This window comes from Cedecea sp. AS113, from assembly GCF_037152415.1.
GTDB lineage: Bacteria > Pseudomonadota > Gammaproteobacteria > Enterobacterales > Enterobacteriaceae > Cedecea.
The window spans coordinates 1-20,766 of the sequence record NZ_JBBCMI010000005.1 but is presented as its reverse complement, the minus strand read 5'-3'; the positions used below and the strand labels follow the sequence as shown (position 1 = coordinate 20,766).

At 57.7% G+C, this 20,766-nt stretch carries 20 protein-coding genes; 7 read left to right on the top strand and 13 right to left on the bottom strand.

Going from position 1 to position 20,766, the window contains the following annotated elements; genetic code table 11:
* The first annotated feature begins 5 nt into the window (after window positions 1–5).
* From WFN87_RS07365 to WFN87_RS07350, 4 genes are all read left to right on the top strand, one after another.
* A complete protein-coding gene (locus WFN87_RS07365) occupies window positions 6–596 on the top strand; it encodes a cytochrome b (protein WP_336983906.1) in 591 nt (196 codons plus the stop codon).
* A 100-nt stretch (window positions 597–696) separates the two neighbouring features.
* On the top strand, window positions 697–1,149 hold the full coding sequence (locus tag WFN87_RS07360) for a tetratricopeptide repeat protein (RefSeq protein WP_442892759.1): 453 nt from the start codon (window positions 697–699) through the stop codon (window positions 1,147–1,149).
* Window positions 1,127–1,675 carry an RNA polymerase sigma factor gene (locus WFN87_RS07355; protein WP_336983905.1) on the top strand — a complete coding sequence of 183 codons (549 nt, stop codon included), beginning with the start codon at window positions 1,127–1,129 and terminating at the stop codon, window positions 1,673–1,675. Before WFN87_RS07360 ends, WFN87_RS07355 begins: the two co-directional genes overlap by 23 nt.
* Entirely contained in the window at window positions 1,672–2,469 is a 798-nt protein-coding gene (locus tag WFN87_RS07350) for an anti-sigma factor family protein (protein WP_336983904.1), read from the top strand. The genes WFN87_RS07355 and WFN87_RS07350 overlap by 4 nt, the downstream gene beginning before the upstream one ends.
* Window positions 2,470–2,481: 12 nt before the next feature.
* Here WFN87_RS07350 and uxuR read toward each other — a convergent pair whose 3' ends face one another.
* The 12 genes from uxuR to WFN87_RS07290 all read right to left on the bottom strand — a co-directional run bounded on the left by uxuR (window position 2,482) and on the right by WFN87_RS07290 (window position 14,438).
* Entirely contained in the window at window positions 2,482–3,264 is a 783-nt protein-coding gene (uxuR, locus tag WFN87_RS07345) for a Uxu operon transcriptional regulator (RefSeq protein ID WP_336983903.1), read from the bottom strand.
* A gap of 74 nt (window positions 3,265–3,338) precedes the next feature.
* Complete coding sequence (gene uxuA / locus WFN87_RS07340; protein ID WP_336983902.1) at window positions 3,339–4,523, bottom strand: mannonate dehydratase; 1,185 nt, start codon at window positions 4,521–4,523, stop codon at window positions 3,339–3,341.
* 256 nt (window positions 4,524–4,779) lie between these two features.
* On the bottom strand, window positions 4,780–4,992 hold the full coding sequence (gene cspE / locus WFN87_RS07335; RefSeq protein ID WP_008459989.1) for a transcription antiterminator/RNA stability regulator CspE: 213 nt from the start codon (window positions 4,990–4,992) through the stop codon (window positions 4,780–4,782).
* Between the two features lie 930 nt (window positions 4,993–5,922).
* Entirely contained in the window at window positions 5,923–6,954 is a 1,032-nt protein-coding gene (locus tag WFN87_RS07330) for an NADP-dependent oxidoreductase (RefSeq protein WP_008460530.1), read from the bottom strand.
* Window positions 6,955–7,040: 86 nt separating this feature from the next.
* The gene (citG, locus tag WFN87_RS07325) at window positions 7,041–7,886 is read right to left on the bottom strand and encodes a triphosphoribosyl-dephospho-CoA synthase CitG (RefSeq protein WP_336983901.1); all 846 of its coding nucleotides are present in this window, start codon (window positions 7,884–7,886) and stop codon (window positions 7,041–7,043) included.
* A complete protein-coding gene (gene citX, locus WFN87_RS07320) occupies window positions 7,864–8,403 on the bottom strand; it encodes a citrate lyase holo-[acyl-carrier protein] synthase (protein ID WP_008460526.1) in 540 nt (179 codons plus the stop codon). The genes citG and citX overlap by 23 nt, the downstream gene beginning before the upstream one ends.
* Window positions 8,400–9,932, bottom strand: coding sequence for a citrate lyase subunit alpha (gene citF / locus WFN87_RS07315; protein ID WP_336983900.1), 1,533 nt, complete (start codon window positions 9,930–9,932; stop codon window positions 8,400–8,402). The genes citX and citF overlap by 4 nt, the downstream gene beginning before the upstream one ends.
* 10 nt (window positions 9,933–9,942) lie before the next feature.
* Window positions 9,943–10,818 carry a citrate (pro-3S)-lyase subunit beta gene (gene citE / locus WFN87_RS07310; protein ID WP_008460523.1) on the bottom strand — a complete coding sequence of 292 codons (876 nt, stop codon included), beginning with the start codon at window positions 10,816–10,818 and terminating at the stop codon, window positions 9,943–9,945.
* Window positions 10,815–11,108, bottom strand: coding sequence for a citrate lyase acyl carrier protein (citD, locus tag WFN87_RS07305; protein WP_008460521.1), 294 nt, complete (start codon window positions 11,106–11,108; stop codon window positions 10,815–10,817). Before citD ends, citE begins: the two co-directional genes overlap by 4 nt.
* 24 nt (window positions 11,109–11,132) lie before the next feature.
* Window positions 11,133–12,176, bottom strand: a complete 1,044-nt coding sequence (gene citC / locus WFN87_RS07300; protein ID WP_336983899.1) for a [citrate (pro-3S)-lyase] ligase — start codon at window positions 12,174–12,176, stop codon at window positions 11,133–11,135.
* 4 nt (window positions 12,177–12,180) lie between these two features.
* Complete coding sequence (locus WFN87_RS07295; protein ID WP_008460517.1) at window positions 12,181–13,050, bottom strand: fumarylacetoacetate hydrolase family protein; 870 nt, start codon at window positions 13,048–13,050, stop codon at window positions 12,181–12,183.
* A 23-nt stretch (window positions 13,051–13,073) separates the two neighbouring features.
* Entirely contained in the window at window positions 13,074–14,438 is a 1,365-nt protein-coding gene (locus tag WFN87_RS07290; RefSeq protein ID WP_008460515.1) for a 2-hydroxycarboxylate transporter family protein, read from the bottom strand.
* A 305-nt stretch (window positions 14,439–14,743) separates the two neighbouring features.
* Here WFN87_RS07290 and WFN87_RS07285 point away from each other — a divergent pair, with 305 nt between their 5' ends.
* Together WFN87_RS07285 and WFN87_RS07280 are read left to right on the top strand one after the other, a co-directional pair.
* The gene (locus tag WFN87_RS07285; protein WP_008460512.1) at window positions 14,744–16,360 is read left to right on the top strand and encodes an ATP-binding protein; all 1,617 of its coding nucleotides are present in this window, start codon (window positions 14,744–14,746) and stop codon (window positions 16,358–16,360) included.
* Window positions 16,361–16,371: 11 nt separating this feature from the next.
* Window positions 16,372–17,079, top strand: coding sequence for a response regulator (locus WFN87_RS07280; protein WP_008460511.1), 708 nt, complete (start codon window positions 16,372–16,374; stop codon window positions 17,077–17,079).
* Between the two features lie 14 nt (window positions 17,080–17,093).
* On the opposite strand, the gene WFN87_RS07275 is transcribed toward WFN87_RS07280, so the two are convergent.
* Window positions 17,094–18,614 (bottom strand): methyl-accepting chemotaxis protein, encoded by a 1,521-nt coding sequence (locus WFN87_RS07275; RefSeq protein WP_336983898.1) that lies wholly within the window; start codon window positions 18,612–18,614, stop codon window positions 17,094–17,096.
* Between the two features lie 304 nt (window positions 18,615–18,918).
* On the opposite strand from WFN87_RS07275, the gene proP reads away from it, so the two are divergent.
* Window positions 18,919–20,424 carry a glycine betaine/L-proline transporter ProP gene (proP, locus tag WFN87_RS07270; RefSeq protein WP_008460508.1) on the top strand — a complete coding sequence of 502 codons (1,506 nt, stop codon included), beginning with the start codon at window positions 18,919–18,921 and terminating at the stop codon, window positions 20,422–20,424.
* Window positions 20,425–20,766 lie beyond the last annotated feature (342 nt).

The window sequence follows — 20,766 nt, the reverse complement described above, 5'->3', positions numbered from 1 at the left end:
CAATCATGAGTTACCTGCCCCCCGAAGCTACGCCGCCTCACAAGCGCTACGACGCCTTTAGCATGGCCCTCCACTGGCTAACCGCCTTCTGCGTGATATTTCTGTTTGCCAGCGCGCACGTCTGGGAAGTGCTTGAGCGCGGCACTCCGCTTCGCAAAGGCCTGCAATCGCTACACATTTCGTTCGGCATTTTGCTTGGGGCGGTGATGGTCGTCCGGCTAATCTGGCGCATCAGCGCCGCTTTTTCGCCGTCGCGAAAGCTGGAGAAAGTGCCGATGCCGGGCGCATTCCGCCTTGCCGCCCATGCCACGCACGGCGTGCTTTACATCCTGTTGCTGACTCAGGTCACGCTTGGCTTCCTGTTCCGCTGGGCGCAGGGCGAACCCTTCTGGTTCTTCAACCTGTTTGAAGTCCCGGACGTGTTTAACATCGATCCGACGCTGCGCCATACCCTGGCGATGCTGCACAACAACGTGGCCTGGGCGCTAATCCTGCTGGCGGGCGCGCATGCTGTCGCCGCCCTGATCCACCACTATGTTCTGCGTGACGGCACGCTGCGCCGCATGCTCCCCACCTGCAAAGGCCACTCTCGTTAACCTACAGGACGACACCATGAACATGCCTTCAACTCGTAAACTGCTGCCTTTGCTGTGCCTCGTGACCAGCGGACTTTTCTACTCCGCCACCGCCAGCGCCATGGGCGACGATGATGCCAAAACGCCGGACTGCCCGAAAGGCCAGGTGTACGACAGCAAAACCAAAACCTGTACCGTGGAAAAGAGCAGCATGTTAAGCGACAGCGACAAGACGCAATATGCTTACCATCTGGCAAAATCAGGCCGGTATCAGGAGGCGTTAAACCTGCTGGATACCCTGCAGCAGCCCAACACGCGTGAAGCCTGGAACTACCGGGGCTACGCCACAAGAAAATTGGGGCGCACCGACGAAGGAATCGGCTATTATCAGCGCTCCATCGCCCTGGATCCGCACTATGCCAAAGTGCGCGAATATCTTGGCGAAGCGTGGATGATTAAGGGCCGCCCTGACCTGGCGAAAGCCCAGTTAGGGACCATTAAAACGCTCTGCGGAACCGGCTGCGAGGAGTATCGCGATTTAAAAGCCGCCATTGACGGGCACCCAGAGTCCTAAGGCTGAGGGCATAAAAATCACCGTCAACGAAGTTCGTTTACAGCTGGCCCAGCACCTTGCTCGCCTCTGGCGTTACGGCATGGTGCTGTCCCGCAATCGTGATGTGGCTGAAGATTTGGTTCAGTCCACCTGCGTGCGCGCTTTAGAGCGCTGCAGTCAGTTTCAGTCCGGGACACGGATAGACCGCTGGCTGTTTGCGATTTTGTACTCTATCTGGATCAACGAAATTCGCGCCCTGCGCGTTCGCCAGGGCCAGGGCTTTGTCGACATCGACGAACTGAGCCAGCTGGCAGACAGCGAAAATACCGAAGACAAGCACCAGTATCACGCGCTGCTGCAGCAGGTTAGCGAGCTGCCTGAAGCCCAGCGCAATACCGTGTTTTTAGTGTATGTCGAGGGCTTTACCTATCAGGAAGCAGCCGACACGCTGGCCATTCCCATTGGCACCGTGATGAGCCGCCTGGCCGCCGCGCGCCTGACGCTGGCCAGGCGCCTGATGCCGACGATGAAGAAGGAGCTCCAATGACGCGTCAATCCTTCTCCGCTCCGTGGAGCGATGAGGCTATCGTGGCCTGGCTGGACGGCGAAATGCGCGAGGATGAACGCCACGTCTTTGAGCAGCAGTTGAATAACGACGCCGATCTGGCCGCGCGCGTTGAGCCGCTCATGCAAAGCCATCTGCCGCTGGAACAGGCTTTTGCCCCACTTTTGGAAGAAGCGCCAGTCGATAGAATGCAGGCCAAACTCAACGTGCTGCTGCATCAGCCGGTGAACATGAAGCCGCAAACACAAGGCGTTAGCCGCCGCAGCCTGATCGCCGCCTCCCTCAGCTTCCTCGCCGTCGGCGTGCTGGCCGGGCGCTTTATTCGTCCCGGCGAGCAAAAACTTAGCGGCGAGCCAGAAATTCGCGACCTGATTGCGCAGTACATGTCGCTTTACAGCGCCGAAACGCTGGCGGACATCAACGTCACGCCTCAGGCGCTGCAAAACGGCCTGAACCGTATGCAGCAGGATATCGGCCTCAGGCTGCAGCAAGGTGAAGTTGAGCTGCCGGAAGCCGAGCTAAAAAGCGTGAGGATGCTGCGCTACGACAGCACCTCCATCGCGCAGATGGCCTACCTGCACGCCAGCTACGGGCCGATGGCGCTGTGTATTTCCCGCAGCAAGGCAGCCGACAGCCCTACGCTGAAGCACGAAGTCCGCCGCGGCCTTAACCTGGTCTGGTGGCGCAGTAAGGGGTATGAATATGTGCTGATAGGCCGCAACCCGCAGCAGGATTTACAGCAAAGCGGCGAGCTGCTGCAGCGGCAGTTCGTGTGAAATAAGCCCGGGTTAACGCCCAGGCTCGTTCAGCGGCCAAGACTCGAACAAATATCCGTCGAAGTTAATATCATCGACGTCGGACAGTTCCAGCAGCCGGTTTTTGACGTTTTCCAGGTGCTGCCACATCGCGTGTTTGGCCGCTTTGCCGTCTTTCTTGATCAGCGCCGCAAGGATTTGTTTATGGTCGGCGAGCCACTCTTGCCGATAGTGGTTGTTCTCCAGATGACTGTGCAGCTGGATCCACATCGGGTTGTTTTCACGCCACTGCCAGGACTGCTTAAACAACTCCACCAGCATGCTGTTGTGGGTGGCCTCGGCCACGGCAAGATGGAACTGCCTGTCGCCGCTTTCGTTATCCCCGGCAGCCAGTTCCTGCTCTTCTACCTGCAAGGCCTGACGCATTTTGAGAATATCTTCCCGTGTGGCCTGCTGGGCGGCAAACTCCGCGATATTGCTTTCCAGTAGCTGACGCGCCTGCAATAGCTCAAACGGCCCGGCATCGTTGCACTGGCTCGTGCTAACGGGAGGGTTAACAAGTTTATCCGGCATGGCAACCACAAAAATACCCGCCCCACGGCGGACTTCCACCAGCCCTTCAATCTCCAGCATGATCAGCGCTTCACGCACCACGGTCCGGCTCACCGACAGCAGCGCCGCGATTTCACGCTCGGGCGGAAGACGATCCCCCAGGGCGTATTGCTGTCGCGCAATCATGTCGCGCAGCATCACGCCCACTTCCTGATAAGGCCGCTGCGGCTGCGCGGCAGGTTTGTCCTGGATTTGCGGTTTCATCTTTACTCACGGCAGGTAGGGAATGAGCCGGACTATAGCATAACTGGTTGACCCATTCCCTGGCCCAGTGAGGGCTATTTACCAAAGAACGCGCGCTGGATGGCCATCTCAACGCCACGCACTTCGGCCAACCCTTTCAGGCGGCCAATCGCCGAATAGCCTGGATTCACCTTTTTATTCAGGTCATCCAGCATTTGATGGCCGTGATCCGGGCGCATCGGAATCAGTTCACTTTGCCCTGCTTCTTTCCGGCGCTGCTCCTCTTCCACAATGGCTTTCACCACTTCATACATATCCACGTCACCATAAAGGTGTGCGGCCTCGTGGAAGGTTTTAGGGTTTTCTTCCCGCAGCGTTGAGCGCAGGTGCGTGAAGTAGATACGAGGCCCAAAGCGTTTAATCATGCCGACCAGGTCGTTATCGGCCCGCACGCCGTAAGAGCCGGTACACATCGTGAAGCCATTCGCCGGACTGTTCACCGCCTCCACCATCCACTGCATATCCTCCACAGTTGAAACAATGCGCGGCAGGCCAAGGATGGGACGCGGAGGATCGTCCGGGTGAACCGCCATTTTGATGCCAACCTGCTCCGCAACCGGGATAATTGCCTCAAGGAAGTAGGCAAAGTTTTCGCGAAGTTTCGCTTTATCGATATCCTGGTAGGTGTCCAGTTGGGCGCGGAACTGGTCGAGCGTGTAGCCTTCTTCTGCGCCAGGAAGGCCAGCGATGATGTTGCGAGTCAGCCGCGCTTTTTCATCCTCGCGCATTTCCGCGAAGCGTCGGTTTGCCTGTTCGATTTCTTCCGCGCTGTAGTCAGCTTCAGCCCCTTTGCGCTTCAGAATATGCAGCTCAAACGCGGCGAATTCGATTTGGTCAAAGCGCAGCGCTTTGGAACCGTCCGGCAGCGGGTATTCGAGATCGGTGCGCGTCCAGTCCAGCACCGGCATGAAGTTGTAGCACACGGTGTAGATACCGCATTCCGCCAGGTTACGCAGACTTTGGCAGTAATTGCCGATCCACAAATCGTACTGCCCGCGATGGGTTTTGATCTCTTCGTGGATAGGCACGCTTTCCACCACCGACCAGACCAGCCCGGCGGCCTCCACCACGGCTTTGCGTTTCAGTATTTCTTCGACCGGCCACACTTCACCGTTCGGAATGTGGTGCAGCGCGGTGACGATCCCTGTCGCCCCCGCCTGCCGGGCGTCGGCCAGACTGACCGGATCGTTTGGACCATACCAGCGCCAGGTTTGCTTCATAATATCCCCTCACAACTCAAATTGGTTGACCAGTACACACTGATGATTAAGCACCTCTTTTGGTGCATAAGATAACGTCTAAGTTCGGCCAATTCGGCAAGCGTGTCAATCAGGAAGGGATAATTGGTTAACCAAAATCACAATTTAACACACAACATTAGGCAGGAGAGGGCAAAAGATATCAGACATCTACAAACTGCGGGCACAAAAAAACCCGCCGTAGCGGGTTTCTTCACTTCTGAAACGTCAGGCTGGATTACAGCGCAACAACGTTAGCAGCAGCTGGGCCTTTAGCGCCGTTCTCGATAGAGAACTCAACTTTCTGGCCTTCGTCGAGGGTTTTGAAGCTGTCGCTCTGGATTGCAGAGAAGTGTACGAATACATCTTTGCTGCCATCGGTAGGAGAGATGAAGCCGAAACCTTTCTCAGCGTTGAACCATTTTACTAAACCAGTCATTTTGTTAGACATAGATATTACCTTTTCAGTTTCTTGAGCCACTAAACGCGGCGAACATGGTCTGTTCAGCAGAGTTGGACTTATTTGGGCACTTAGGAGGAGACTCGAGAAGAAGGGATATCTAAGATAGCGCTTGAACTGAGGACTGCTTTACTAAAACTGCTTTCATAAGGTCTGTGTTCCAAACCGGGTGCTAATCTCTCACGTCCGCCGTCATTTAGCAAGTACAGCAGGGAAATAAAAAAAATTCTCATTTAAGGGGGACATGAAACTGTTGGCTGTTCACACAAGTTATCTATAAAGAGAGCGGCTTAAGTTCCGTTCACCCGTATCTCTTTTTACCCTACAGGTACAGAGACAGTGAACGTGTCAGGGGGCACTACGCCATGCCCCCTGACAACCCCCGGCGCCCGGCGAGCTCATCGCCGCTGAAGCGGTAAACCCACCGGCCATCACCCAAACATTCGGGGTCGTTCGCGATGCGTTCCCGACGATCGCTCTCTTTCGCTGTTCCCGACAGCTCAACCCCGCCTGAGTTGGGTCATACCCGGGGGCGATGAGAGCCGGGAACAAATCTCCCCTCACCCCAGCCCTCTCCCCAAAGGGGCGAGGGAGAAAACAAAATCTACGGGAAACATTGTTTATTCCCTCTCCCTTCGAGGGAGAGGGTAAAAGAAGCAGAGACGTTGTGGCCGAGAGCGTCGGGAACGCATCTCAGGCGACCCAGGACTGGGAGATAAAACGGAGGTCTGCCGCTTCAGCGGTCGATTTATTTGGCCGGGAGTCCGGGTTCTTAGGGGAGTGACGGTGACTCCCCTGAGACGTTCACCTATGCCGGGTTACATATAAAACAGGGCTGGAAGTGAACGGAACCTTAGCCGACTCTACATAATCGTAAAGATTTTGACTAAGAGGCGACACTCTGCCGCCAGAGTCCTCCCTTTACTCCGCCACCTTCACAATCAGCTTGCCGAAGTTCTTCCCGGCCAGCAGCCCCTGGAACGCCTCCACGGTGTTTTCCAGCCCGTCCACGATATCCTCGCGGAACTCAATCTCTCCGGCGGCGATCCACTCGCTCATCTGTTTGTAGAATTCCGGGTAACGATGGCCGTAATCCTGGCTGATGATAAACCCTTCCACGCGCATACGTTTTTTCAGGATAGTCGCCATTAGCTCCGGCAGACGATCGTGCTCAAAGGCGCTGTTGTTGCCGTTGTACTGGCTGATCATGCCACAAACCGGGATACGCGCTTTGGTATTCAGCAGCGGGAAGACGGCGTCAAACACCGCCCCGCCGACGTTTTCAAAGTAGACGTCGATGCCGTTCGGGCAGGCTTTGGCGAGCTGTTCAGCGAAATCACTGGCACGGTGATCGAGGCACTCATCAAACTTCAGCGTGTCCTTCACATAGCGGCACTTATCTTCCCCGCCGGCAATGCCGATAACTCTCGCCCCGCGAAGGCGAGCCGTTTGCCCTACAACCGAACCCACCGCGCCGCTGGCTGCCGCAACCACCACGGTTTCACCCGGCTGCGGGTTACCGATGTCCGTCAGCCCCATATAGCCGGTAAAGCCCGGCATGCCAAGCAGTCCCAGCGCCCAGGAAGGATGAGACATGTTTTTCTCCAGCTTCTGCAGGCCTTCCCCGTTGGAAAGTGAATAATCCTGCCAGCCAGAGTCGGCCAGAACCAGGTCGCCCGGCTGGTAATCAGGATGCTGAGAGCTTTCCACGCGGCTGACGGTTCCCCCCACAATAACTTCACCGATGGCAATCGGCGCCGAGTAGGATTTGGCGTCGCTCATGCGCCCGCGCATATACGGGTCGAGGGAGAGGAAAAGCGTGCGTAGCAGCACTTCACCTTTTCCCGGCGTCGGAACAGCCACTTCTTCCAGATGGATATCTTCGCGGGTCGGCATCCCCTGCGGGCGCTTCGCCAGCACAAAGCGACGGTTTTTCTCTGCGGTCTGAGCCATGAGTTACTCCTTTTATTATCAAGAGTGAAAACCTCAGACTAGACAAAAACGGGTCTCATTAGCATGAAATTCGTGCTGCGTTGCCTTCACACCGCAATTTCCGCTAAAACAGCGCTGACGGCCAGCAGATCCGCGCTCCCGCCGGGACTGAGGTTGCGGGCAATAAGATCGGCATCCATTTGCCGAAGATCGTCCTCGTGCCAGCCTTGCTGAATCAGGCGCGCAGCGTAACGCTGCACATAGCGCAGTCCGTTTAGCCCGCCGCGCGACACAAGATTGGTGTCTGGGTTAGCAGCCATCAGACGCAACATCGCCGCAAGCAGACGGCGCTTCGGGCAGCTTTCCGCCTGCCAGTAAGGCAGCACGTGCTGGCGCACAGTAAGGAATCCGCTTTCCGCCTCGCCGCGTGCGCCGGTCAGGCCAAACTGCTGATAAAGCCTTTCGCCAACGGAAGAAGCCTTCCGGGCCGCGACCAGTTCTCTTTCCACAATCCCGCTGCAGATCTCGCTCACGGTGGAACACACCGCCGATGCAGTTAGCGCTTTGTCCTGCCCCTGCAGACGGCCAGCGGCGGTAGAAAGCAGCCCCAGCGAAAACACGCCACCTTTGTGCGTATTCACGCCATGAGTGGCCTGATACATCGCCTGTTCGCAGGCGATGCCCGCCGGACGGATGAGCCGCAGCATCTCACTGGCACCTCGCCCGGCATGTTCACGTCCTAAAGCGTGGAACGTGCTGAACCAGGGGCCAATGGCCGCAATGCTGCCGAGAAACATTGGCAGATCCATGTCCCGGTGCGAGCCGTTGTTGGCGGCATCCACCAGCCCCGGCTTTGGCGTTAGCCACACCTCGTCCAGCAGCGCCTGCCGCGCCAGGGCTGGCACATCCGGGGCGGCGGCAGTATTTGATTTAATCCCTGGCAAACCAGCCATCTATCAGCCTCTCGACGCGCGCGGTCACTTCATCCATGGGGTGGCGGCGGGAGCGTGCACAGGCATGCGCGGGCTCGTTGCACACCAGGCAGCGCCGGCCCGCCAAATCCAGCGAAGTCCGCCCGACCGGGCCATTGTCGGGGCAAATCACATCCGCATCCCACAGCCTGCCGAGCGGATGGGTTTGCTCCAGCCCGACGGTTGCCGCCTTAAGTTCGCTGGCCGAATGCGCCACGCTCCACATCGCTTCGGCCCCGGTCGGCAGCCACAGTACCTGCCGCTCGAGCACCGGCCAGCGGTTGCCCCACAGCAGCTGGTCGCAGGCCTGCAGCGCTACCGCCATGCAGTTGCGGTAGCGAATGCTGTCCTTTACCTGGCCGGGCGTCACCAGCGTCAGGGAAAGCACCGGCTGCCGGTACTTAACCAGCCACTCTTGCTGCCGGTGCGCCCGCCGCTCTTTCGCCTCAAGCAGGGCTGCAAGGGTAACGCCTTCCGCTTCCACAAGCGTTTCACTCATTGGGCTGACTCCTCTTTGACCTGACGCACCACGTCGATCACGCTGCCGTCGCGGTAGCGGATCACGCCGACGATGCGCGGCGTAAATTCGATCGGCTTCGGCTCGCCGGTCAGGGAAATAGCGCGCTGGTAAAGATCTTCTATGCTCACGATCTTCATTCCCGCACCCTCAAGCCGTTCACGGATCTCCGGCCGGGCCGGATTAACCGCCACGCCGTGATCCGTCACCAGCACATCAATGCTTTCACCTGGCGTAACGCGCGTGGTCACCCGTTTAACAACGGTAGGAATGCGCGTGCGCAGCAGCGGAGCAACCACGATAGTCAGGTTTGCCGCGCTCGCCACGTCGCAGTGTCCGCCGGATGCGCCGCGCATAACGCCGTCAGATCCGGTGATCACATTGACGTTAAAGTCGATATCGATCTCCAGCGCGCTGAGGATCACCACATCAAGCTGATCGCAGCTCGTGGCCTTCGCTCCGGGATTGGCATAAACGTTGGTGGAGATCTCAACGTGGTTCGGGTTACGCGCCAGAGAGGCGGCGGCCTGGCCGTCAAAACACTGGGTGTCGAGCAGTTTTTCGATCAGCCCTTTCTCATGGAGATCCACCAGGCTGCCGGTGATCCCCCCGAGGGCAAAGCGAGCGACGACGCCATTACGCTCCATTTTTTCTTCCATAAAGCGCGTGCAGGCGGTCGCCGCCGCGCCGGAGCCGGTCTGCATGGAGAAGCCGGGGCGGAAGTAGCCCGAATGTTCAATCACTTCCGCTGCGGTGCGGGCAATCATCAGCTCGCGGGGGTTGCTGGTGACACGTGCTGCCCCGACGCTGATTTTGGCCGGATCGCCTACGGTGTCGATCTGCACGATGTAGTCCACCTCATCCTGCATCAGGCTCGCGGGCATATTGGGGAACGGCACCAGTTCTTCGGTTAACAGCACGACTTTGCGGGCAAAATGGGCGTCTACTTTGGCGTAGCCCAGCGAGCCGCAGCAGGATTTACCGTGAGTGCCGTTGGCATTGCCGTATTCGTCGCTGCACGGCACGCCGAGAAATGCCACGTCGATTTTTAGCTCGCCGTCCTGCAGCAGCTTCACGCGCCCGCCGTGGGAGTGGATTTGTACCGGCTCGGCCATCAGGCCATGAGAGATCGCTTCCGCCAGCTTGCCGCGCATCCCGGAGGTGTAAATGCGGGTGATCACACCGTTACGAATGGGCTCAATCAGCGCTTCGTTGCAGGTCATCAGCGAACTTGAGGCCAGCGTCAGATCTTTAAATCCAAGGCGAGCCAGCGTGGCAACCACGTGATTAATCACCCGATCGCCTTCCCGGAAAGCATGGTGGAAGGAGATGGTCATGCCGTCCTTCAGCCCGCTTTGGGCAATCGCCTGCTCCAGCGTGTCGCAAAGCTTACGGGTTTTCTTCGCTTCGGCATCCGCCAGCCACGGCGTGGTTTGATGCGCCCCGTCGAAGCTTCGCAGATGGGCCAGATGCGGATACTCAAGGTGTAAAAGTTCGGTCATATTGCTCATTGTTTTGTCCTTAACGGCGCACGCCGGAAGCCGCGGCGCGCTCAAGCACCACCTGCGCATGGTTAATGATTGGCGCGTCGATCATCTTGCCGTTGAGCGACACTACGCCCAGGCCGTTGCGCTCCCCTTCGTCGGCGGCGGCAATCACCCGGCGGGCATAATCGACTTCGTCCTGAGTTGGCGCGTAGGCGTTATGCAGCAGCTCAATCTGCCGGGGGTTGATCAGCGATTTACCGTTGAAGCCCATTTTGCGGATTAGCTCGACTTCCCGCAGGAACCCGGCCTCGTTATTCACGTCAGACCAAACCACGTCGAACGCGTCAATCCCGGCGGCGCGCGCGGCATGCAGCACCGCGCAGCGGGCATAGAACAGCTCCGTGCCGTCGCCACGCTCGGTTTGCATATCCATCACGTAATCAAACGCCGCCAGCGCAATACCAATCAGACGAGGGGAAGAACGTGCGATGGCGACGGCGTTGATCACGCCGACGGCGGATTCAATCGCCGCCATCAGTTTGGTGGAGCCTGGCTCTCGGCCACACTCACGCTCAATGCGCTCGAGGTGAGATTCCAGCAGGAAGATATCTTCCGGCGTGTCGGTTTTTGGCAGGCGCACCACGTCCACTCCGGCGCGCACGACGGCCTCGAGATCGGCCAGGCCAAACGGGGTGTTAAGCGGGTTAATACGAACCACGGTTTCGATGTCGCGGTACATCGGATGCTGCAGCGCGTGAAACACCAGCACGCGGGCGGTGTCTTTCTCACGCAGCGCCACGGCGTCTTCCAGGTCGAACATGATCGAATCCGGGCGGTAAATAAAAGCGGTGGAGAGCATGGCGGCGTTAGCGCCGGGGAGGAACAACATGCTGCGACGGAGTTTTTTCATTGTAGTTTTCCCCAGTCAATCTGTTCGGCATCGGCGGCACGGAGCACCGCGCTTTGCAAACGGGCGCGGATCACGCAGTCCAGTGCCCCCTTGTCTTCCAGAATAAAAATCCCCTCTTTCACGCCGAGCTGAGCGAGCGTCTGCTCCGCCACACGACGAATTTGCTCCCCGAACTGCTTTTGTACTTCGCTGTGTATCATCAGGCTGAACTCACCTTCGGCGGGGGCGACTCTCACCAGCAGATCGCTGGACTCCAGCGTCCCGGCTAAGGCTTGCTTTACGATTCTCATAAGGCTTTGTCCTGGTTAAAAAATTCAGGCCACATCCCGCGCGTAGTGCCGCTGGAGATGGCTAAAGGTACTGTCCGGGACAATGTCCCGGATGCGGGCCATTTGCTGGCTCTTGAGTAAGGCTCGCACTTCAGAGGCGGAAATCTCTCGTCCGGCGGCATGGCATTTTCGCGGCAGCTCGATCACCTGAATTGACGCCGCGCTGTGGTGGCGGTGCACTTCCAGCCAGTAGCGCATGGCCTGGTTGTATTCCCGGGTCACCGCGCAGAACGGCTCGTTTCCGACAAAGCGGTGCGTCACGCCCAGCGCCGGGGCAACGTAGTCACGGAAAATCATCAGGTCCATTGCGCTCCAGGTTTTGTCGATAAGCCCGCTCTCTTTCAGGAAATAGCCCGGAAAGGTGGCGCGGGAGATCAGGTAGTCGGACCCCGGATGCACAACCACGTTAGGCAAGTGGGCCACTCCCTGGCGAACCATCTCCCACCGCTCCTCGAACGGAAAAAACGAAGCGTCCTCACGTACCACAAACAGATGCAGCCAGTCGCAGCGCTGCGCCGCCTGCTCGGCCAGATAGCGGTGGCCGAGAGTGAACGGGTTAGCGTTCATCACAATGGCGCCGATCCGGTTGCCCGGTTGCCGCAGTTTCTCCAGCCCGGCGCAGTAGCGGCTGATGCCGACGGGCGTGTTTTCCATCAGCACCGCCGCCTCATCCACCTGCACCAGCGGCCAGAAGCCGCTCTGGCGAAACCGGTCGAGGTTGTAGGGGCGGGTGAACAGGAACAAATGCGCCTGCCCGCGCTCCATCGCGATATGCTGGATTTCCCCCAGTAAACGCACGCTAAGGTTATCCCCACGCCAGGCTTCATCCACCGCCACACATTTGATGGTGCGCCACGCCAGCCCGGCACAGCCGACGATTTTTGCCCCTGAAAGGGCGACGACGAACAGCTGAATGTCGCCGTCCAGCCCGAGCTGGTTCCGCCCCAGCAGATCCCGAATGGCGGCCAGCGCCTGCGGCTGCCGCAGCGGATCGACGGTACTGAACTCGATGGGGTTGGGCTGGAACATAGCGTTAGTGCGCCACCGCCCCGGAAGCCAGAGGCTCGCGGGCCGCAACGATCACGTTGCTGAGATGGCCAATGCGCTCAATTTCAACTTCAATGCGGTCGCCCGGCTGCATGAACAGCGGCGGCGTGCGCTTTTTGCCGACGCCACCGGGAGAACCGGTGATGATCACGTCCCCCGCGCTGAGCGAGGTAAAAGTCGAGATGTATTCGATAAGCTCGGCAACCTTGTGGATCATGCTGCTGGTGTTGTCTTCCTGCACCATGCGCCCGTTCAGCCAGGTGCGGATCGCCAGATCGTGCGGATCGCGAATTTCATCCGACGTGGTCATCCACGGGCCAAAAGCCCCGGTCTGCGGCCAGTTTTTCCCGGCGGTAAACCAGGTGTGCTGCCAGTCGCGCGCCGACCCGTCCATATAGCAGCTGTAGCCCGCGACGTGGTTCAGGGCATCCGCCGCAGAAATATTCACCCCACCTTTGCCGATGATCACCGCCAGCTCGCCTTCATAGTCGAACTCGCTGGAGTGATGCGGTTTTACCACCGGGGAGTCATGCCCGGTCTGGGAGTCTGCAAAGCGCACAAACAGGGTTGGAGCCGGATTGTGCTGGTCGAACTCTTTGCGCTTGTCAGCGTAGTTCATGCCGACGCAGAGAATTTTCTCCGGGCGTTCGATGACCGGCAGCCAGCGAACGTCTGACGCCGCCACATCGGCCTTCAGCCCGGCAAACGCCAGCGCTTCATGCACCGCGTCTGCCGCCAGCAAAGCCTTTAAATCCGCAAAACGCGAGCCTAAACGGCGGCCCAGGTCAACGATGCCTTCCGGCGTTACCACGCCGTAGCTCCGCTGGCCCTGAAGTACATAACTTGCGAGTTTCATAACAGTTCCTGGTTAATCAAAAGTCAGACAAGAAAGTTGCCAAGCACCAGCAGCGCCACCGAGACGTTGATCGCCCCGCCAATGCGGGTTGCAATCTGGGCGAACGGCATCAGCGACATGCGGTTACCGGCGGTCAGAATGGCGACGTCGCCGGTCCCGCCCTGCCCGCTCTGGCAACAGGACACAATGGCCACGTCGATAGGATGCATACCGATTTTTTTACCGACGAAGAAACCGGTCGCCACCAGCGCGCTGACGGTACTGACGATGACCAGCAGGTTGGTAATAGTGAAAGCGTCAACCAGCTCATTCCACGGCGTAATGGCGACGCCCACGGCAAACAGAATTGGATAGGTCACGGCGGTCTGGAAGAATTTATAAACCACCTGCGAGCCCGCCAGCATGCGTGGGGAAACGCCGTGGCAAAGTTTGATCAGCACCGCGACAAACAGCATCCCGACCGGAGCCGGCAGGCCAATCAGTTTGTGCAGCAGCATACCCACCATGTAGAGCAGCACCGCCAGCAGCGCGCCGGAAGCGATAGTGGTCACATCTGCTTTGCCGTTGAACAGGGCGGCGGTTTGCTCTTTTTCACCGCCGTTGGTTTTACCCGGCATCAGTTCACCTTCGCCGGTCAGGTGCGGGAAGCGTTTTCCCAGCTGATTCAGGCAGCCGGAGATAACGATCGCCGTCAGGCTGCCCAGCATCACGATAGGCAGAATACGGCCCAGCGCCACGCCCTGATCCATATGCAGCAGCGTGGCGTAGCCGATGGAAAGCGGGATCGCCCCTTCCCCAACGCCCCCGGCCATGATCGGCAGGATCAGGAAGAAGAAGATCTGGAACGGCTCAAGGCCCAGCGCCAGACCAACGCCCATGCCAACAATCATGCCCACGACTTCGCCACACAGCATCGGGAAGAAAATACGCAGGAAGCCCTGAATTAACGTGGTGCGGTTCATGCTCATGATGCTGCCGACGATGATGCAGCAGATGTAGAGGTAAAGGATGTTGGTGGATTTATAGAATTTGGTGGTGGACTCCACCACCACGTCCGGCAGCAGGCCGTAGTACACCAGCGCGGAAGGGATGAAGGTGGCGCAGATGGCGGCGGCACCCATTTTGCCGATCACCGGCAGGCGTTTACCAAATTCGCCGCAGGCAAAGCCGAAGAAGGCCAGCGTCGCCACCATCACCACGATATCGCTCGGCAGTTTACCGCCGAGGCAGTCGATGGCGATCAGCGCCCCTGCCAGCACAAACAGCGGCAGCGGGATAATCCCCACTTTCCAACTGTCGAGAATATGCCACCAGCGCTCTTTGAGCGTCGGCTTATTAATATCAATGGATTCAGGAATGATGTTGTAGGAATCATCGGTCGTGCTCATATCAAGCCCCTTTTTTTAATTTGTCGGGGCAGACTAAAAGATTAAATACCCCTGTAATGTGAGGGGTAGCAGATTAAAACCGTTAATTTAAAGGCATCTATGGCGTTAATGGTTTTTATTTCTTCGTGGTTTTTATGGTTTTTATTCCTGGCTTAGACAAACCTTAAGAGAGTGCAAAAAAATTGGCTGAAATTAACGAAAAGTGCCGTTGCGTGAGGTTGTTCAAACTTTCGTTCAAAGCCGCGCAGCCAGCGGGGCATCGGTGTTAAGCTGCCATTTTGCCTCACTGAATACACGCCTGGCCTATGAAAGTTTCCTTTCAGATACGCTTGTTTATCTACCTGGTTGCCTTTTTTTCCGTCCTCTTTGCCATGCTCGGAACCTATTACTATTTCGACGTTGGCCGCCAGCTTTATCAGGAAATGAGCACCCGGGCGAGAATTCAGGCGGAAGAGATTGCCTTAATTCCTACCCTGCAGGAGTCGGTGGAAAAAAAAGATATTCCGGCAATACACAACTTTATGCAAAAGCTGGTCGTGCATAGCGATGCCAGCTTTATCGTCATCGGCGACGAGCACGGCATTCATCTCTATCATTCCGTGCATGCCGACCGCGTGGGCAAAACGCTGGTCGGCGGCGATAACGAGGAAGTGCTGCAGGGCAAAAGCATCACCACGCTGCGCAAAGGCGGCCTCGGCCTGTCGCTGCGCAGCAAAGCCCCAATCTTCGACCAGCACGGCAAGGTGATTGGCATTGTGTCGGTGGGCTACCTGAAGAGCTACCTCGATGACGTCACGTCCGGCAAGGTGATCAACATCCTGCTGGCGGCGATCATTTTGCTGCTGGCGCTGTTTATCTTTTCCTGGTACTTCACCCGCAGTATCAAAAGGCAGATGTTCTCGCTGGAGCCGCGGCAGATCAGCCTGCTGGTGCGCCAGCAAAAAGCGATGATGGAGTCGATCTACGAAGGCGTGATCGCCATCGACAGCCGCTCGCAGATCGAGGTGATCAACAAGGCGGCGAAGAAACTGCTGGGCCTGGAACAACCTTCACGCGAGATCCGCGGCAAGCAGATTGCCGAGGTGATCCAGCCGGTGACGTTCTTCGATCCTGAAGTCATGCTGGCGCGAGATACCCACGATGAAATCTGCGCCTTTAACGATCTCAGCGTGCTTGCCAGCCGGGTTCGTATCGAGCTTGAGGGCGTGCTGCAGGGCTGGGTGATCACCTTCCGCGACCGCAAAGATATTGATAGCCTGAGCTTCCAGCTCAGCCAGGTGAAACGCTACGTGGACAACCTACGCATCATGCGGCACGAGCAGCTTAACCGCATGGCAACGCTCGCCGGGCTGCTGCACATGGCTCGCTACGATGACGCCAAACGCTATATCAAAGCGCAGTCCGAGCACGCCCAGGAAGTGCTGGATTTTGTCTCCGCACGCTTCTGTTCCGCCACGCTGTGCGGCCTGCTGTTGGGCAAATACGCCAGAGCGCGTGAGAAAGGCGTGTCGCTGGCGTTCGATCCGGCCTGCAGCATGACGAGAATGCCGAGCAACGTGCCGGAATCCGAGCTGATTTCGATTATTGGTAACCTGCTGGATAACGCCATCGAGGCCACCCAGCGCGCCGAAGGCGAGCACCAGCCGGTGGAAGTCTATATCGTGATAAACGACCGGGAGCTGGTCATCGAGGTGGCCGACCACGGCGTCGGCATTGCGCCTGAACTGCGTGACCATATTTTCACGCCGGGCGTCACCACCAAAACCCACGGCGACCACGGGCTCGGCCTGCACCTGATCGCCAGCTACGTCGCGCTGGCGAAGGGCACGGTGGAGGTTTCCGATAACCTGCCGAGCGGCACCGTGTTCTCAGTATTTATTCCAGATGTTGTCGTTCCGGGGAGCGACCTCAGCCCAACGTAAGGCTTTTGAGTATGCAAAATGAAATGATTAACGTGCTTATCGTGGAGGATGAGAGCGAACTGGCCGAACTTCACGCGGAGCTGATTGATAAGCATCCCCACCTGCACCTGGTGGGAATAGCCAACAGCCTGGCGGCCGCCCAGCGCCTGATGCTGGAAAAGCAGCCGCAGCTTATCCTGCTGGATAACTATCTGCCGGACGGGAAAGGCATCACGCTGTTTGGCAGCGACCTTTTAAAACAGCACGCCTGCTCGGTGATCTTCATTACCGCCGCCAGCGATATGGACACCTGCAGCCAGGCGATTCGCAGCGGCGCGTTTGACTACATCCTCAAGCCGGTCTCGTGGAAGCGCCTGAGCCACTCACTGGAGCGCTTCGTGCAGTTCAGCCAGCAGCAGCGCGAATGGAAAGTGGTGGATCAGCAGAACGTCGATAAGCTTTATGAGCTGCAGGCGCGCAACGCCCCGCTGGATGCGGGCAGCAAAGGTATCGAGGAGAACACGCTGGAACTGGTCCAGCGCCTGTTTCGCGAAGCCGAAGCTCAGCGCTGTTTCTCGGTAGACGACGTGGTCAGCGAAACCAAACTCAGCAAAACCACCGCCCGCCGCTACCTGGAACACTGCGTAGAAAAAGGCTTTCTCAGCGTCGAAATGCTGTACGGCAAGATTGGTCACCCTCGCCGCCTGTATAAGCGGAGCCAGCCGGATAGCGCTGGCTAACCGCCGGAAACACCTTAACCCAGAACCGTGACCGCATCCTGGAGGCGAGTAGCGCGGTGCTTCACCATCGCCGAGACCTGCGCGCTCTCTTCCACCAGCGCAGCGTTTTTCTGCGTTATCGCGTTCAGCTCTGCCACCGCGCGGGTAATGTCCGCCAGGCCATCCGCCTGCTCTGACGTGGCGTGGCTTATCTGCCCGAGAAGCTGAGTGACGTTCTGCACCTGAGCTACAATATCCTGCATGGTGCGCCCCGCCTCATGCACCTGCACCGTGCCGGACTGCACCTTGCTGGCGCTGGCGTCAATCAGCTTGCGGATATCGTTGGCCGCACTGGCGCTACGCTGCGCCAGGTTACGCACTTCCCCGGCCACCACGGCAAACCCTTTGCCCTGCTCACCGGCTCGAGCCGCCTCTACCGCCGCGTTAAGCGCCAGGATATTGGTCTGGAAGGCGATGTCGTTAATCAGGCTGGTGATGGAGCCGATGCGCTGGGTGCTGTCGGCAATGTCGTCCATGGTGGTGACCACGGTTTCCATCGCCTGCCCGCCCTGCGCCGCCGCGTCGCTGGCGGAGCTGGAAAGTTTGTCTGCCGCCGAGGCGGTTTCCGAGTTGGTCTGCACCGACGCCGCCATCTGGTTCATGGTCGCCACCGTTTGCTGCACGTTAACCACCGTCTGGCGGGTACGTTCATTCAGATCGTCATTCCCTTTGGCCATCGCCTCGCTGCCGCTGCGCACGTTCGCGACCTGACTGCTGACGTCGTTGATAAGCCAGCGGCACATCAGCCCAAGCTGGCCGATGGAGCGCAGGATCACCCCGATTTCATCGCTGCGCTGAAGATGCTTCACGCGGTGGCTGTTGCCGGTGGCCACTTCCAGCGCCTGGCGAGCCACGTTTTCCAGCGGACGGGCAATTTGCCATTCCAGTAATACGCAAGTGAAGGCGGTAAATGCCGCAATAGCTAACATCTGCAGCGGGCTTTGCCCGAGGGCAAACGCCGAGGCCATGAGCAGAACAAACAAACCGCTCATTAACCCGCGAATACGCCAGCGCAGAGACATAGTCGGCAGCTTGCCGAACAGCCCTTTACGCAGCACCAGGCCTTTATAGACGGTCTTGTTGCTGCGGCCTTCGTTCAGCGCCTTGTAGAGCGGCTCCGCAGCGGCAATCTCTTCCGGCGAGGCTTTGGTGCGAATAGACATATAGCCTGTGGTTTTGCCGTGACGCACCACCGGCACCGCATTGGCACGTACCCAGTAATGGTCACCGTTTTTACGGCGGTTTTTCACGATGCCCGTCCACGGCTCGCCCTGCTGCAGGGTGAACCACATATCGGCAAAGGCCGCTTTGGGCATATCGGGATGTCGCACGAGGTTGTGCGCGGCGCCGCTTAGCTCATGTAGCGAGTAGCCACTGACCTGCACGAAGGTATCGTTCGCGTGCGTAATGTAACTTTTCAGATCGGTGGTGGACATCAGGGTCGTATCGTCATCAAGCGTGTATTCACGCTGGGTGACCGGCACATGGGCGGACATAGCAACTCCCTTTGAGAGGTTATCCAGATGTTAATTCTTTGGTGGTATGCATGTTATTTCGGCGTAGCGAAATTTTACTTTAGTTAAAAAATTTGATATTGATCACAGTTCTAAGTATTAGCCACATAATTTATGAGACTAGTTTAAGCATTGCATTTCACATAGTTTCAATTGGTTATTACTTTTCACTTCTCTTTATTGCCGCCTCATCTGAGTGCTGCAGTTTTCGCCAGCGCTTATTGCGCAGCGCACTACACTTACAGAGGGAATTTTTACCCCCGCAAGGAAAACACGAGGATAAAGAATGTTAAAAAGGAAAAAGAAAGTCAGACCGATCAAGGTCAGTGACGTCACTATCATTGACGATGCGCGTCTGAAAAAAGCCATCACTGCCGCTTCACTGGGCAACGCGATGGAATGGTTTGATTTCGGTGTTTACGGTTTTGTTGCTTACGCTCTGGGTAAAGTCTTCTTCCCGGACGCCAGCCCTAGCGTGCAGATGATTGCCGCCCTGGGGACCTTCTCTGTTCCTTTCCTGATTCGCCCGCTAGGTGGACTGTTCTTCGGGATGCTAGGGGATAAATACGGTCGTCAAAAAATCCTGGCTATCACCATTGTCATCATGTCGCTCAGTACGTTTGCCATCGGGCTTATCCCGTCTTACGCCACTATCGGCATCTGGGCACCTATCCTGCTGCTGTTGGCAAAAATGGCCCAGGGCTTCTCGGTCGGCGGGGAATATACCGGCGCGTCTATTTTTGTAGCCGAATACTCTCCCGACCGTAAACGCGGCTTTATGGGCAGCTGGCTGGACTTCGGTTCGATAGCCGGGTTCGTCTGCGGCGCGGGCGTGGTTGTGCTGATTACCGCTATCGTTGGCGAAGAAAACTTCCTCGACTGGGGGTGGCGTATTCCGTTCTTCCTCGCGTTGCCGTTAGGTATTATCGGGCTTTATCTGCGCCATGCGCTGGAAGAGACCCCGGCATTCCAGCAGCACGTTGAGAAAATGGAGCAAGGCGATCGTGAAGGCCTGGCCGAAGGGCCAAAAGTCTCGTTCAAAGAGATTGCTACTAAGCACTGGCGCAGTCTGCTGGTCTGTATAGGTCTGGTGATTTCAACCAACGTGACCTATTACATGCTGCTGACCTACATGCCGAGCTACCTGTCCCATAACCTGCATTACTCGGAAGAGCACGGGGTGCTGATCATCATCGCCATTATGGTGGGGATGCTGTTCGTTCAGCCGATGATCGGCCTGCTGAGCGACCGTTTTGGTCGTCGCCCGTTTGTCTTCCTCGGCAGTATTGGCCTGTTCGCGTTCGCTATCCCGGCCTTTATGCTGATTAACAGCGGCGCCATTGGGCTGATTTTTGCCGGATTGCTGGTGCTGGCGGTGGTGCTGAACTTCTTTATTGGGGTGATGGCCTCGACCTTACCGGCGATGTTCCCGACCCACATCCGCTATAGCGCCCTGGCGAGCGCCTTTAACATTTCGGTGCTGATTGCCGGCCTGACACCAACGCTTGCCGCATGGCTGGTCGAAAGTACGCAAAATCTGATGATGCCGGCTTACTACCTGATGGTGGTGGCGATTATCGGCTTGATTACCGCGATCACCATGAAAGAGACCGCCAATAAGCCGCTGAAAGGCGCGACGCCTGCGGCGTCTGATATTGCCGAAGCGCGTGAAATCGTGCAGGAGCATCACGACAATATCGAGCAGAAAATTGAGGACCTGGATAAGGAAATCGAAACGCTGCAGGCGAAGCGTGCTCTGCTGGTGGATCAGCATCCGAGGATTAACGAGTAGTTTTTCCCCTCACCCTGCCCCTCTCCCCGTGCGGGAGAGGGGATGAATAGAGAAGCCCTCACCAGCGCGTGGGGGCTTTTTTTGGCCTTTTTTCTGTTTCGCCTCTTCGTCACAAACACAAGCGATTGTGCTGGGGCGGATCGGGGTCCGTTCAGTTTTATCTTCCGCTACCGGACATGTGAATGTCTCAGGTGGCATTACGCCACGCCCCTCACCCCGGCCCTCTCCCCATGTACAGTCCGGGGACATGGTAGACAGGTGTTCGCAGACATGGTGAACACTTTTTAACATCCTTTACCCATGGTGATCGACTTATTCTTCAGGTCGATCACCCCCACTTTC